Source organism: Vibrio sp. 10N.222.52.C12 (assembly GCF_041474215.1).
Classification (GTDB): domain Bacteria; phylum Pseudomonadota; class Gammaproteobacteria; order Enterobacterales; family Vibrionaceae; genus Vibrio; species Vibrio crassostreae_C.
On record NZ_JBFRTR010000064.1, the window covers coordinates 1 to 15,237 of the forward strand.

The 15,237-nt window shown below is 47.4% G+C and carries 12 protein-coding genes; 7 read left to right on the plus strand and 5 right to left on the minus strand.

Translation table 11 applies throughout. From position 1 onward, the window contains the following. Positions 1-270: 270 nt before the first annotated feature. Complete coding sequence (locus AB4623_RS12460; RefSeq protein WP_372146507.1) at positions 271-1,164, minus strand: DMT family transporter; 894 nt, start codon at positions 1,162-1,164, stop codon at positions 271-273. A gap of 123 nt (positions 1,165-1,287) precedes the next feature. Between AB4623_RS12460 and AB4623_RS12465 the strand changes: the two genes are divergently transcribed. Further along, the gene (locus tag AB4623_RS12465) at positions 1,288-1,770 is read left to right on the plus strand and encodes a MarR family winged helix-turn-helix transcriptional regulator (protein ID WP_017061583.1); all 483 of its coding nucleotides are present in this window, start codon (positions 1,288-1,290) and stop codon (positions 1,768-1,770) included. A 99-nt stretch (positions 1,771-1,869) separates the two neighbouring features. Here AB4623_RS12465 and AB4623_RS12470 read toward each other — a convergent pair whose 3' ends face one another. Next, positions 1,870-2,310: a heme-binding protein gene (locus tag AB4623_RS12470; protein WP_008220964.1), complete on the minus strand. Its 441-nt coding sequence runs from the start codon at positions 2,308-2,310 to the stop codon at positions 1,870-1,872. A 104-nt stretch (positions 2,311-2,414) separates the two neighbouring features. Then, positions 2,415-4,040 carry a malate synthase A gene (gene aceB / locus AB4623_RS12475; RefSeq protein ID WP_372146509.1) on the minus strand — a complete coding sequence of 542 codons (1,626 nt, stop codon included), beginning with the start codon at positions 4,038-4,040 and terminating at the stop codon, positions 2,415-2,417. A 314-nt stretch (positions 4,041-4,354) separates the two neighbouring features. Here aceB and gcl point away from each other — a divergent pair, with 314 nt between their 5' ends. From gcl to AB4623_RS12505, 6 genes are all read left to right on the plus strand, one after another. Beyond that, complete coding sequence (gene gcl / locus AB4623_RS12480; RefSeq protein WP_372146511.1) at positions 4,355-6,127, plus strand: glyoxylate carboligase; 1,773 nt, start codon at positions 4,355-4,357, stop codon at positions 6,125-6,127. 152 nt (positions 6,128-6,279) lie between these two features. Next, positions 6,280-7,056 carry a hydroxypyruvate isomerase gene (hyi, locus tag AB4623_RS12485; protein WP_017075254.1) on the plus strand — a complete coding sequence of 259 codons (777 nt, stop codon included), beginning with the start codon at positions 6,280-6,282 and terminating at the stop codon, positions 7,054-7,056. A gap of 37 nt (positions 7,057-7,093) precedes the next feature. Beyond that, positions 7,094-7,990: a 2-hydroxy-3-oxopropionate reductase gene (locus AB4623_RS12490; RefSeq protein ID WP_372146513.1), complete on the plus strand. Its 897-nt coding sequence runs from the start codon at positions 7,094-7,096 to the stop codon at positions 7,988-7,990. 242 nt (positions 7,991-8,232) lie between these two features. Next, positions 8,233-9,543 (plus strand): glycerate kinase, encoded by a 1,311-nt coding sequence (locus AB4623_RS12495; RefSeq protein ID WP_372146515.1) that lies wholly within the window; start codon positions 8,233-8,235, stop codon positions 9,541-9,543. Between the two features lie 163 nt (positions 9,544-9,706). After that, the gene (locus AB4623_RS12500) at positions 9,707-10,315 is read left to right on the plus strand and encodes a TetR/AcrR family transcriptional regulator (RefSeq protein ID WP_102332259.1); all 609 of its coding nucleotides are present in this window, start codon (positions 9,707-9,709) and stop codon (positions 10,313-10,315) included. A 239-nt stretch (positions 10,316-10,554) separates the two neighbouring features. Continuing rightward, on the plus strand, positions 10,555-11,991 hold the full coding sequence (locus AB4623_RS12505) for an amidohydrolase (RefSeq protein WP_136982323.1): 1,437 nt from the start codon (positions 10,555-10,557) through the stop codon (positions 11,989-11,991). Positions 11,992-12,077: 86 nt separating this feature from the next. On the opposite strand, the gene AB4623_RS12510 is transcribed toward AB4623_RS12505, so the two are convergent. Beyond that, positions 12,078-13,439, minus strand: a complete 1,362-nt coding sequence (locus AB4623_RS12510) for an 8-oxoguanine deaminase (RefSeq protein WP_372146517.1) — start codon at positions 13,437-13,439, stop codon at positions 12,078-12,080. 157 nt (positions 13,440-13,596) lie between these two features. Next, positions 13,597-15,048: a nucleobase:cation symporter-2 family protein gene (locus tag AB4623_RS12515; protein ID WP_017095079.1), complete on the minus strand. Its 1,452-nt coding sequence runs from the start codon at positions 15,046-15,048 to the stop codon at positions 13,597-13,599. Between the last annotated feature and the right edge of the window lie 189 nt (positions 15,049-15,237).

Below are 15,237 nucleotides of genomic sequence, written 5' to 3' on the forward strand. Positions count from 1 at the left end.
CAGTATAAAAAGGTAGTCGGAGAAAAGTTTTGTCTTTTTATCTCTAATTTACGTTTTATGTGGAAATTAAATCTCTAATATAATTATTTTATAGAAAATAAATTCACTTTAGATAGTTTAAGTAAAGTCATTATTCTTTGTGAGGTTTAATTTGGTTCAAGAAATGATCAACTCGGTGAGTATAGCTGTTAGGTTCTTGCTTTCTGCGTAGCAACAAAAACGCGCCTACAATTAGGCGCGTTTTTGATCAATACGTTTAAGAGGCGATATCTACTGCGTAACAGGCTTAACTTGTTTGGACTGTCTTACTGCCAGAATAAGTTGCGGTAGCAGCGACATCACTATCATGCCGGTCATTAGTGAATATTGGACTGGAGTAAATGATTCACCCATTAACACCATACCGGTCACGATGCCAGCTACTGGGTTGGCGATACCACCGAAGGTGAAATCAACCACTGACATACGTTGCAGTAACCACACATACATACCGTAACCCAGCGCTGTGTTTAGGCCAATCACCCACACGAGTCCCATAGCGTTGCGAGTATCGAAATGAGTGACAGCATTAATATAAGGCTGTGGGTCGATGAAGGCATGAACGCCAGAAGCGATAGACAAAATCGTACCACCCAAAATCAGTTGCCACGTTAATACCTTCCACCAGTGCATGCGGTTACCCAGTGACTTGGTAATGCTGCTGCCGATGACAATACACATTATTGCGGCAAACATTGCGCCTAAACCGATTGGGTTCAGAGCAATTTGGCTTGGGTTAAACAGTATCCACGCTAAGGTGATCAAGCCAATACCCGAAAGGGCTTGAATCAGATGCGGGCGCTGTTTTTTCACTACCCAGTGGAAGATCATCGCGAACACCGGCACGGAGATCATGCCCACGCCAGAGATTGCCGAAGGCAGCGTTAGCGCCATCACGAAGATCAAGCCAAAGAAGGTCGCGATATTGATAAGGCCCAGTGTGAAAATGATTTGCCACTCGCCTTTTTTAGGCAGTGTTGGTTTTACTGCTAGCAATAACAAACCAGCAGGTAACGCACGCAAAGCACCCAATAATAATGGTGGCCACTCCTGTAGCGTAAATTGCGTCACTGCATAGGTTGTTCCCCAAAAGAACGCGGGGATCATTGCTAATAATATGTTCATTTAAAATATCTTTACGTTAAGATAACTATTGTGTGAACTGTATACTGAGAACTAGTGGTTGTAAAGTATCTTTATGTTAAACTAGTTTGAAGTAATCAGACTAACAACGGAGCGAGATTGCAAATGGATGCTATCGACCGCGTAGTAGAGCAATGGGCAAAGGAAAAGCCCGAACTAGATACTGAGCCTATGGCAATGATGGGTCGGATTATGCGTATTGCCAAGTATATGGAGACGCAAGTTGCCGAGCTTCATAAAAAATACGACATGAAGCTGGGTGAGTTTGATGTGCTGGCGACGTTGCGACGTTCTGGGAAGCCTTACCGACTGACGCCATCTGAACTGATTGGATCCATGATGCTGACATCTGGCGCGATGACCAATCGCCTTGATAAGCTAGAAGCCAAAGGGCTGATCAGTCGTGAACACAGCAAAGAAGACAGACGCAGCGTGAGTGTTCAGTTAACAAAAGATGGTCTTATTCTGATTGACCAAATGATGACTGAACATGTCGAAATGCAGAAAAAACTGGTTAAATCATTGTCTGCGAGTCAGAAGAAGAACACCAACCAACTTCTGAAAACATGGTTGAGCGCGTACGAGTAGTTTTTCTGATCTTCCTTTAGATTCAATAAAAAACCGAAGCTTAATCGCTTCGGTTTTTTTGTGCTTGTTTAAGAACTTCAAGTACAGCGAATTGGCGAGTTAAGCTTGCAGCATCTCGTCACTGAACAGTTCTGCACAACCAATGCCGTTAATGGCGCAACTTTCGTCGATGTCTGAGATGTCACCGCTGACCCCAATCGCACCAAGTACCGTTTTATCCTTATCTCGAATCAGTAGGCCCCCTGGCACTGGCACCATGTTTCCGTGTGCGAGTACGTTTACGGCGGAGATAAATGCTGGTCGATTATCAGCATCTTGGGCGAGTTTTCTAGAGGAACAACCCAGTGCGAGTGCTCCCCACGCTTTAGCAATCGCGATGTCTGGTCGCATCATGCTAGAGCCGTCTTGACGTTGCAGAGAAATCAGCTTGCCACCGCTGTCTAAGACGGCGACCGTCAAAGGTTCTGTGTGGATTTTGTTTCCTGCTTTTAAGGTTCCATCGATGATGGTTAACGCTTGTTGTAGAGTCAAACTTCCCATGTTATCTCCTAGTTTTTCAAGGGGCATACGTACCAAGCTCAGCCAGCCAATCATTACTCTAGTTTGTGAATAATCATTGACTGGTTCAGCTCGGTACAAGAGTCCTAACTGGACTCTTGTAATAGCCCATAGCTGGGTAAAGTTAGGAAGGCGGCGAACTCTTCGGCTGTAGAAAGTTGATAGAAAAGATCAGCTGTCTCTTCAAATCGACCAGCTGAATAGCGCGAGTCTCCGACTTCATGTTTTATCGTGTCTAACTCCTGGTAAAGCCAAGAGTGGAATAGTTGCTTGGTAAAGGTTTGGCCGTCATCAAGCGTGACGCCGTGGTGGATCCATTGCCAGATATTGGCTCTTGAGATCTCTGCGGTGGCGGCATCTTCCATAAGGCCGTAGATAGGTACACAGCCGTAGCCTTGAATCCAAGCTTCGATGTAATACAGCGCAATACGGATATTCTTGCGCACGCCGGCTTCGTCGCGGCTGCCTTCACAAGGTTTTAGCAACGAGTCTGCATTGATCACATGCTCCGGGCTTTGAAAATCCATTTGGTTTACTTTGCCATCTAAGTGCTTATCAAAGATCGACATTGCCAAATCAACCAGTGCAGGGTGCGCGACCCATGTGCCATCATGTCCGTTCTGGGATTCTCTCTGTTTGTCTTCAATGACTTTGGCGGTGACACGCGCCATCTCTTGCGGGTCTTTCGCTGGAATAAAGGCTGACATACCACCCATCGCCAGTGCGCCGCGAGCATGACAAGTACGCACCAACAGTTGGCTATAGGCATTTAGAAACTCTTGATCCATGCCGATCCCGTGGCGGTCAGGCAGGATGCGGTCTTTATGGTTTTTCAGCGTTTTGATGTAGCTGAAGATGTAATCCCAACGGCCACAGTTCATTGCCACGATATGATCACGCATTGCGTACAAGATCTCTTCCATTTGGAATACGGCTGGAAGCGTCTCAATCAAAACCGTCGCACGAATGGTGCCTTTGGGTACGTGGAAATAGTTTTCGGTGAAGCTGAAAACATCGTCCCACCACTGTGCTTCTTCCATGCTCTCAAGCTTGGGAATGTAGTAGTAAACCCCTAAACCTTGTTGTGCTCGTGATTGATAGTTATGGAAAAAGTACAAGGCGAAGTCCATCAAGCAACCGCCGATAGGCTGATTGTTGAATTGGATGGATTGCTCTGGCAAGTGAATGCCTCGTGGGCGTGCGATCAGCAGTGCAGGATCGTCGTTTAATTGGTAACGCTTCTGCTTCTTCTCATCGAAGTAACTAATGGTGCCAAGGTTGGCGTCTCTTAGGTTGATTTGCCCTTCGACCATATTGGCCCAAGTTGGGGAAGACGCATCCTCAAAGCAGCACATGAAGACTTTCGCGCCTGAGTTTAGCGCGTTGATCACCATCTTTCTCTCGATAGGACCGGTGATCTCTACTCTGCGATCCAGCAATTCTGGCGGCGGCGTTGCCACTTTCCACTCTTTATTCTGGCGAATGGAAATGGTGTCTTTTCTGAAATTGGGTAACTCACCCTCGTCATATTGAGCTTGTTTTACGTCGCGGTCACTTAGCAGGGCATGACGGCGATCTCCAAACTTATTGACGAGAGCTTCTAAGAATTTTAATGCATCTTTAGACAAGATCTCTTTGTACTCGGAGTTGTCCATCTTCCCAAGTACCTGCATACATTGTACTTCTTCTCTCTCTTTCACGTCATTCATCATTGCTTGTCTCCTTTACACAATACGATGTCATTTTGTATACAAAATGCTCTTTTTAAGGATATTTATATGGTAGAAGTTGTAAACAAGCAAACGATATTTAACATTTATTTATCATTTGATCTTTTTGTAATTTATTTTTACGTAAAGATATTTTATGTAAAGCAATGAATTGTAAGCTTTTCAGGGTAAGTGAGGACTTAATGTGATGGGCTGATGTAATGAAAATGTTTCATTTTGGGGTTGATAAATGCTGAGGATGATTCATAGTACACAAAAGTTGGTTTAATTGTATACAATCTGAATTGGAGGTTCGAATGGCAATTATGAAAGCGATTGAAGCAGCGGTAGAAGTGCTTAAACGTGAAGGTGTAGACATCGCATTTGGTGTTCCCGGCGCAGCAATTAACCCTATGTATGCGGCTATGAAAAAGCTTGGAGGAATCGACCACGTCTTAGCTCGACATGTAGAGGGTGCATCGCATATGGCCGAAGGGTACACGCGTACCAATCAAGACAATATCGGTGTGTGTATTGGTACCTCTGGCCCTGCGGGAACGGACATGATCACGGGGCTTTATTCGGCGTCTGCAGATTCAATCCCAATCCTATGTATTACAGGTCAGGCTCCGCGTGCTCGCCTTCACAAAGAAGACTTCCAAGCGGTTGATATTGAATCTATCGCTAAACCAGTCACTAAGTGGGCAACCACGGTGCTGGAACCTGCTCAAGTACCACGCGCATTTCAAAAAGCCTTTCATTTGATGCGTTCTGGACGCCCTGGCCCTGTTTTGATCGACTTGCCTTTAGACGTGCAGTTGGCTGAGATTGAGTTCGATATTGATACCTATGAGCCGCTTGAACCATACAAACCAAAAGCGACACGCGCGCAGGTTGAGAAAGCATTAACCATGATGTCTCAATCTGAAAAACCGCTGATTGTATCTGGTGGTGGCGTGATTAACGCTGGCGCGTCTGAATTGTTGCAGCAGTTTGCCGAGATCACTGGTGTTCCTGTGATTCCAACCTTAATGGGTTGGGGCTCGATTCCGGATGATCATGAGTTAATGGCGGGTATGGTAGGGCTACAAACTTCTCACCGTTATGGCAATGAAACCATGCTTAATTCTGATTTTGTGTTTGGTGTTGGTAACCGCTGGGCTAACCGTCATACCGGTTCTGTGGATGTTTACACCGAAGGCCGAAAGTTCGTACATGTAGACATTGAACCAACCCAAATAGGCCGTGTGTTCTGTCCTGATTTAGGCATTGTCTCTGATGCGAAAGCAGCACTAGAGCTAATGGTTGAAGTGGCGCAAGAGTGGCGTGATGCTGGCAAGCTGCCGAACCGAAATGCTTGGGCAAGTGAGTGTCAGGAACGCAAGTCGACCATGCTGCGTAAAACCAATTTCGATGAAGCGCCAATGAAACCGATGCGTGTTTATGAAGAGATGAACAAGGCATTTGGTCGTGACACTTGTTATGTGAGCACCATTGGTTTGTCGCAAATTGCTGCCGCTCAGTTCCTGCATGTTTATAAGCCGCGTAACTGGATCAACTGTGGTCAAGCTGGCCCATTGGGTTGGACAACACCAGCCGCATTGGGTGTACGAGCGGCCGATCCAAATCGCGACATTGTCGCTATCTCTGGTGACTATGATTTCCAATTCATGATTGAAGAACTGGCCGTCGGTGCGCAATTCAATCTGCCATACATTCATGTGTTGGTGAACAACTCATACCTAGGATTGATTCGCCAAGCGCAGCGCCAATTTGATATCGACTATTGTGTACAACTGGCTTTTGATAACCAGAATGCGCCAGAGCTTGAGGGCTACGGTGTTGACCATGTCGCAGTTGTTGAAGGCCTAGGCTGTAAGGCAATTCGAGTTCGTGAGCCAGACCAAATTGCGGCGGCGTTTGAGCAAGCCAAAGAGCTGATGAACAAGCACAAGGTGCCAGTGGTCGTTGAGCTGATTCTTGAACGAGTAACCAACATTGCGATGGGCGTAGAGATCAACGCCATCAACGAATTTGAGCCACTTGCCGAAAGCCGCGGCGATGCTCCAACAGCGTTAGCGTACAAGTAATCATTAAGTAATGTGTATCCGTAGAGCTGAGGTTTAGCTCTACGGAAAGTCTCCAATAGAGCGAGGCTTACTAAGCAACCGTAGCTCCACCAAATAACCGTTGCTTCACTAAACAGTCATAGTTTCACCAAATAAAGAATAAGGACAGAGTCATGGCAAAATTTGCAGCAAACTTGTCAATGTTATTCACGGAAGTTGATTTTATGGACCGCTTTGAAGCTGCCGCAGAAGCGGGCTTTCAGGGCGTAGAATATCTTTTCCCTTACGCTTTTGATGCTCAGGCAATCAAAGCAAAGCTCGACGCTAATAACCTAGAGCAAGTGCTATTTAACTTGCCTGCGGGTGATTGGGATGCTGGTGATCGTGGTATCGCGGTAGACCCAGCACGAGTTGAAGAGTTTCAAGCGGGTGTACCTAAAGCCATCGCTTACGCAAAAGCGCTCGGCTGTACTCAAGTGAATTGCTTAGCCGGGATTGTTCCGCAAGGTGTGACCCAGCAAGATGCGCAATCGGCGTTTGTGATTAACCTGCATTACGCGGCAAACGCGCTAGCAGCAGAAGGCATCAGCTTAGTGATAGAAGCGATCAATACCCGTGATATTCCGGGCTTCTTCTTAAACACCACAGAGCAAGCTAAAGCGATCATCAAAGAGGTAGGGAGCGATAACCTTTCTATCCAATACGATATTTATCACATGCAAATTATGGAAGGCGATCTTACGCCGACCATGCAACAGAACATTGGTCAAATCGCACACGTGCAACTGGCGGATAACCCAGGCCGACACGAACCGGGTACTGGAGAAATCAATTACCCGTTCGTGCTCAACTATCTTGATGAGCTTGGCTATCAAGGCTGGGTGGGTTGCGAATACAAACCAAAAACGACAACGACAGAAGGCCTTGGTTGGCTGCACCAGTACCGTTAATTGCGTCTGGTAACCCTCAAACGTTAAGGAGAACAACATGTCTAAAATTGCATTTATCGGAACTGGCATCATGGGGAAACCTATGGCGAGTAACCTTCAAAAAGCAGGTTACGATTTGATTCTGTCGGACCACTTTAATGCAGCGCCTGCTGATCTTGTGGCAGCAGGAGCAACGGTTTGCCACTCACCAGCAGAAGCGGCTGAAGCAGCGGATATCATTATCTTAATGGTGCCCAATACCCCTCAAGTTGAAGATGTCCTGTTTGGTGACAACGGCGTCGAGCAAGGTCTCACAGCAGGTGGTGCAACGGGTAAGCTGGTTATCGATATGAGTTCAATCTCGCCAATCGCGACCAAAGCCATTGCAGCGCGCATTAACGAAGGTGGTGCTTCATACCTCGATGCGCCAGTTTCAGGTGGTGAAGTGGGCGCGATTAACGCGGCTCTGACTATCATGGTGGGCGGTGAGCAAGACGCCTTTGATAAAGCACGACCTCTGTTCGAAATTATGGGTAAGAACATCACGCTAGTAGGCGACAACGGTGCGGGTCAAACCTGTAAGGTCGCAAACCAAATCATTGTGGCGCTGAATATCGAAGCCGTGTCTGAAGCGTTAGTCTTTGCTTCGAAAGCAGGCGCTGATCCAGCACGCGTACGTCAGGCGCTATTAGGTGGCTTTGCTAACTCTAAGATATTGGAAGTGCACGGTGAGCGTATGGTTGAAGGCACATTCGACCCTGGCTTTAGAATCTCACTTCACCAAAAAGACCTCAACTTAGCGCTAACGGGTGCGCAAGAGTTGGGTGTCGCGCTACCGAATACGGCCAACGCTCAAGAGTTGTTTGGTGAGTGTGCCGAAATGGGTGGTGAAGGTTGGGATCACTCTGCGCTTATCCAAGCGATAGAGAAACGCTCTGACCACTCGATTCGTTAATCTAGTTAACGGTTTGTCCGTTTAGTGGTTAATCAATCAACCGATTATCCGTTAATTAATTAGGGCTGCTATCGATTCGTAGCCCAAGAGTTTGTTTATAAATCGCGTAGTTTCGTCTCCTTTTATACGCGTTCCTGATACGAGGCAAAGGTTGAAGTTGTTCCTTTCCAACTTGATCTTAGCAGGCACCCTTTGGCCTTGTATCGGGGTTCTTTTTTTCTCCGTCAACTAAGGAGTGGCTGATGGACATTGATGCTAAGCAGTTTCTGCAAACCCTTTTCTCAAGTGCTGTTAATCAGGCGCTACCTAAAAATCACATCGAACCTTTTCTTCCTCAAGACATTTTTTACCGCTCAGCTAACCAAGCTGGGCGAACTGTGGTAATTGGCGCAGGAAAAGCAGCCGCGTCGATGGCCGCTGAGCTTGAAGCGGTTTGGCAAGCAAAGCAACAGCAAGATCTCGCACTGCGTGACCTTGAAGGTCTCGTCGTGACCCGCTACGAACACACCGCACCTTGCGAACACATTGAGGTGATCGAAGCGGCACACCCCGTCCCGGATGCGATGGGCTTAGAAGTGAGCCAACGTATGCTGGAATTAGTGAGTGGCCTGAGTGCTGACGACACCGTTATTTGTCTACTGTCTGGCGGCGGTTCTGCTTTGCTAAGCCTGCCCGGTGGCGACATTAGCTTGGCTGAGAAGCAACAAATCAATAAGGCGCTGCTCAAGTCGGGCGCAGCCATTGATGAGATGAACTGTGTGCGTAAACATCTATCTTCGATAAAAGGCGGTCGACTTGCTAAAGCGGCGTATCCTGCAAGGGTTGTGTCACTGGCGATTTCTGATGTGCCGGGTGATGACATTAGTGTGATTGCCTCTGGCCCAACCGTACCCGACACCACTACGCGTTTTGATGCGATGGCAATTTTAGAGCGTTACCAAATAGAAACACCACGCTCGGCATTTGAATGGTTAAATAATCCAGAGTCAGAAACCGTTAAGCCAGATGACGTCTGTTGGAAAAACGCAGAGCACCATATTATTGCCACGCCGATGTCGGCATTGGAATCCGCTGCTGCAGAAGCTGAAGGCTTGGGTATTCCCGCTTATGTGTTGAGTGATTGCATAGAGGGAGAAGCGCGAGATGTCGCGAAGGTGCATGCTGCGCTAGCCAAACAAGTGGCTAATAACAAGCACCCATTTGAGACGCCTTGCGTGATACTTTCCGGCGGGGAAACCACGGTAACCGTTAAAGGGAATGGTCGCGGTGGGCGTAACTGTGAGTTCTTGTTGAGCTTGTATAACGAGCTTAAAGGCCAAGACAACATATTTGCATTGGCTGCTGATACCGACGGGATTGATGGTGTTGAAGACAATGCGGGCGCATGGATCACGCCTCAAACATGGCAACAAGGTTCGAGCCTGTCGCTTAAAGCGCAAGACTACCTCGATGCCAACAACAGCTACGATTTCTTCAAGCAAGTCGATGTGCTTCTTACCACGGGGCCGACGCTGACAAATGTGAATGACTTCCGCGCAATATTGATTCTTTAACTTGAACAGTTCAAAAACACGGTATGGAATGGTCGCTTCTTAACAAATAGAGCGGCCATTTTATTGTTATCAATGCGGTGACCTTGAGTTCTGAGATTATCTTCTGGACTAATGAAGCACGTTGATTACTATGATTTTAGTAACGAGCTGTAAAGGATGCAATATGTCTAGGATCAGACAAAAGAATCAAGATTTAATCATCGAAGTCGCGTGTGAACAATTCGCCACTCATGGTTATGCTGCAACAAAAATGGCCGATATCGCGAAAGCGGCCGACATTCCCAAGCCTAACGTATTCTATTATTTCAGCTCAAAAGATAAGCTCTACAACGCTGTGCTTGAAACCGTCACTCAGCCTTTACTAGAAGCGTCTCGTCCGATTGAAGAGCTCAGCGATCCTGTTGAAGCCTTGTCTCAATATATTCAAACCAAGCTGATCATTTCTCGCGATCATCCACATGCCTCTAAGGTATTTGCCAATGAAGTGATGTCTGGCGCTAAAGTATTGCCGAAAGAGATTGGTGACGAGCTGTATAAGCAATCCCAGATGATTCTTGATAAGTTCTCGACATGGTCGGCGCAGGGCCTAATGGACGATGTTCCCGCTCATCACCTGATGTTTACCATCTGGGCGGCAACTCAAACCTACGCCGATTTTGGCTGGCAGATTTGCAGCGTGATGCAGAAGGACCAACTCGATGATAAAGACTATGCCGATGCCGCTCAGTTCATCACACAGTTAGTGATTAAAGGCTGTGGTGTGAAAAGCTAATGTTGTTTGAACGTTTATCTAGGTGTGTGAGTGACTATAAGCACAGAACCTCTTTTGTGACCTGTTGTGCAATAACTCATTTATCTTGAATTCGGTTCGATTAGGTATGCCATTTTATTTAAATGACAGGTTATAGTATCGCGAAAATTGGCGGCACTTACTCTTCTGAAAAGCGAAAAGCTGGAAACTTATAGATGAAGCCGCTAACAATATTACACGCACAACATTAAGGTTTAGCAATGACGCTTAAAAGCTTGGCATGCACCATCAGCGCAGTTCTGCTTGCAGGTTGCGGTTCAACGGTCGCGACGCAAACATACAACGCTGATCTGATCATCACCAACGGACAGGTTCTCACCATTAATTCAGAAATGGATGTGATTGAAGATGGTGTTGTTGTAGTGAAAAACGACCAGATCATCGCAGTCGGTACCGAGGATTTAATGACTCAATATCGCGCAGAAAAAGTGATTGATGCTCAAGATGGAATCGTCATGCCGGGTATGGTGAACGCGCACAACCATTTACCGATGATCGCGTTTCGTGGCTTAGGGGAAGAGGGTATTTCGAATCGTCTGTTCGCTTACTTCTTCCCTCTAGAAGCCGAAAAGCTAAGCCGTGAACTGATTTACAACGCAACCAAGCTTGGCTCTATCGAACTAGCACAAAGCGGTGTAACCACTTATGCCGATATGTATTACCACATGGATGAAATGGCCAAGGCGACCAAAGAAGTCGGCTTACGCGCTGTGCTCGGCGAAACCGTGATTAAGTTCCCAGTGGTCGATGCCAAAGAACCTTACGGCGGCATTGAATACGCCAAAGGCTTTATCGAACAATACAAAAACGATGAGCTAATCACGCCTGCTTATGCGCCACATGCGGTGTACACCGTGAGCAAAGATAAGCTGCAAGAAATCAACAAGCTGTCTGCTCAATACGATGTGCCGGTGCTGATTCACGTTGCTGAATTCCCAAATGAAGAGAAACGCATCAAAGATGAAACTAAGGCAACATCGCCAGTCGAATACATGGATGAAATTGGTGTGCTGGACGAGCGCGTAGTCATTGCTCACGGTATCCATCTTTCGGAGAACGATCAAAAGCTTCTAAAGCAAGCTGACGCAGGGATCTCATACAACCCAATGGCGAACGCTAAAGGTGCAACTGGCATCGCACCAGCATGGGATATGTACCGTGCTGACATGCGAGTAGGCTTAGGAACAGATGGCCCAATGAGCTCTAACCAAGTCGATATCATGCGCACATTAAGCTACGCAGCGAACATGCAACGTTTAAAGCATTCTGACCGCACTATCATGATTCCTGAGCAAGTTATCGAGATGGCGACATTAGGTGGCGCGAAAGCCCTACACATGGAAGATCAAATCGGTTCTCTTGAAGCGGGTAAGAAGGCAGACATCGTGATTGTAGAGACAACATCAGCGAACATGATGCCAAATTACGACCCTTACGCGACCTTGGTTTACCAAGCGAACCCAAGCAACATCGACACGACGATTGTGAACGGCCAAATCGTAATGGAAAACCGTGTAATGCAAACCGTTCAACTGGATGAAATCCGCCAAAGCGTCGATGAGTTTGAAACAGATATCAAAGCCTTTGCCAAAGAGCTTTCTAAGAAGGCGATTAAGTCGAAGAGCTTGATGGATTAAGATGTAAATCGGTTTCTAAAAATCGAACTGAATGAACAAGGCCGACATCACGTCGGCCTTTTTTCGCTTTTCTAGTTAGAGAGTATTTAATTATTCATCGCCAGTTTACCTAGCTTCATTGCAGCTGCATGGTGGCGGTGCATCAGTCGCTCCATGTCTACGCCAATAACGGCGCCATCATTAACTCGCCATTTTCCGGCTACCATCACTTTATCCGCTTGTTGAGCGCCGCAGAGTAGTAGTGCTGCCAGCGGATCGTGGCTGCCAGAGAAACGAATGTCATCGAGCTTGAACATCGCGATGTCGGCTTGTTTACCGACCTCTAGTGTACCGATATCCGTTCTACCCATTGCGCGTGCCGATCCTGACGTTGCCCAGCGCAGTGCGTCGAAGTGTGAAACATTGGCAGAGCCATATTGCAGGCGTTGTAGATACATCGCCATGCGCACTTCTGCAATCATATTGGAGCCGTCATTCGAGGCGGAACCATCGACACCTAGGCCGACTTTCACGCCAGCGGCTTCGAGGTCGTTGTTCTTACAAATACCAGAAGCCAACATCATGTTGGACGTCGGGCAGTGGCTGATGCCAATGCCTGCTTTACCCAAGCGCTTGATCTCTTCTGGATTGAAGTGAATGCCGTGTGCAAGCCAAGTGCGTTCGTTCAGCCAGCCGACATCTTCTAGGTAATCAACAGGGCGCAGGCCAAACTTCTCGATACAGAAGTCCTCTTCATCGAGTGTTTCACATAAGTGCGTGTGCATCATGACGTTTTCACGTTCGCTGATCTTGGCGGTCTCTTTCATTAGATCGGTGGTGACTGAGAACGGCGAACAAGGTGCGAGTGCGATTTGAATCATCGCCCCTTCATCACGCTGGTGGTAATCGCGGATCAAGCGTTGGCTGTCATCGATAATGGTTTGTTCGGTTTGAATGGTGTGTCGTGGAGGTAGCCCACCTTCATCTTCCCCTAGGCTCATGGAGCCGCGCGTAAATATCGCTCTTACACCTAGTTTCTCTGCGGCCTCAACTTGTAAATCGATGGCGTGCTCTAGCCCGTTTGGCAGCAAGTAATGATGGTCTGACGCTGTGGTACAGCCCGACATCATCAACTCAACCAGAGCTAACTCTGTGGCAAGGCTCATCATCTCCGAATCGAGGTTGGCCCAAACTGGATAGAGGCTTTGTAGCCAATGGAAGAGTTCTTTATTCAGTGCGCCGGGGTAGGCACGCGTTAGGGTTTGATAGAAGTGGTGGTGCGCATTGATAAGCCCAGGAGTCACAACATGACGAGAGGCGTCGACGCTGTAATCTACGGGTAAGATTGGCTCTTTGTGTTTGCCAACCAGCTCAATGATTGTATTACCTTTAATGACAATACCGCCTTCTGCATCAGCCAGTGAGCCAGTGTAGATTGCGAGAGGATTCTTAATCCAGATTGTTTCCATTCATAGTAGTCCTTAGCCATCTCAGCCTTTTCAGGGAAGAGGGTCTTTATTGGTATTTGCTGTTGAAAGATAAATTCGAATCAGGGCGTTAAAACGTTCAATGCTCTAATCAGCCCTGATCCTACGGAAATCGGTTTTACGTTAGTCAGTGAACCAGCTAGTTCGTTTTTGGCTCAGGGTCATCTGATGCTGCTTGAACGTCTGCTTCTGTACTTGCTTGCTGAATCTCTAATTGCTCGTCTGAGTGTCGTTCTTCTTCAGCTTGCTCTTTCATTTCTAGCTCAACTTGCGCTTGGCTTTCGGCCAGTGCTTCTTGCTCTTCTGCTCGTGAAGACTTTGGTAAAACAAGGTTCAATAGCACCGTCATGATAGTACCGGTAGTGATGCCTGAGTGAAGAAAGTTCGCTAGATCATGCGGCAAGTGTTGCAGCAATCTTGGTTCGAAAGTGACGGCTAAGCCAGACGCTAAACCAACACAGATTACCAAGGCATTTCGCTTGGTGTCTGCGGCCTTGATCAACATGCGGATACCCGCGTAGGCAATCATTCCGAACATCACAAAACCCACACCACCTAGAACAGGTTTCGGAATTGTGACGGCAATAGCGGCTAATTTCGGGAATAAACCGCCTAAAATTAGTAAACCACCGGTTGCAGCCACTACATAGCGACTTGCTACACCTGTGATACCTACAATGCCGACGTTTTGACTGAACGATGCCAGTGGCATTGCCGTTAAAATCGAGGATAAGGTACTACCAAGTCCATCGCCTAATAGACCACGTTTTAAGTCTTTACCGCTGACTTGGGTTTGGCAGTTGTTGCCTAGTGCCATGAAGTCACCTGTTGCTTCGGCGATAACCACGATGTACACCAAGCTCATGCTGATGATGGCACTCGCAGAAAAGGTAAAGCCATATTTGAAGGGCTCAGGTCCGCCAACCCAAGCGGCAGAGCTGATTTGCTCAAGGTCGACCATGCCGAGCGATAGCGCCACAATGTAGCCGCCCGCTAAACCAATCACGATGGCCGAAGCGGCAACCGCGCCTTTACAGTAAACCGATACGCCGACCACGATGCCTAGCGATACAAGGGCTAGAAACAGTTTAGGTAGTGTGGCGAATTGTTCTGTGTTGGCAGGAGAGTCTCCGACCCAGTTCATGGCAACCGGTAAAATGGTTAAGCCGATTAAGGTAACCACTACACCACTTACCACGGTTGGGAACAGTTTCCGAACCTTGTCCATATAGAAGCTGGCACCAATCACCACGAACGAGCCGATAAGCGCTGAGCCCATGATCGCGGCGACGCCACCTTCGTTACCGATTGAAATGGCGACGCCCAAAAAGGCAAAGCTCGAACCCATCACCACGGGCAGTCGAATGCCAACAGGGCCAAAACCGAGACATTGAGCGACGGTTACAATACCTGACGCCAGCAGCGCAGCATTGATCAATGAAACGATCTCGGTGTTAGGCAAGCCAATTGACGCGCCGACAATAAGGGGAACAGCGACGATGCCACCAATCGAGGCGAGCATGTGCTGTAATGCGAGTAGGAAGGTTAAGCCGTGAGGCGGTCTTTCATTTAGGGTGTACAGAAGTTTCATTTGATATTCCTCTGCCTGTGTTTCCGTTTACAGGCGATTGGCGGTCAAATAATGACTTCTACAAACTGCGTAGGGTCATAAAAAAGGTGCACTAACCGAGCGGATATTGGTGTGTTCCGCTGATTAGCACAATTAGCTTTTTCTTAAAAATGTTGTTCTAGCATGTGTCTTGATAGCTCGGCCTGCGAA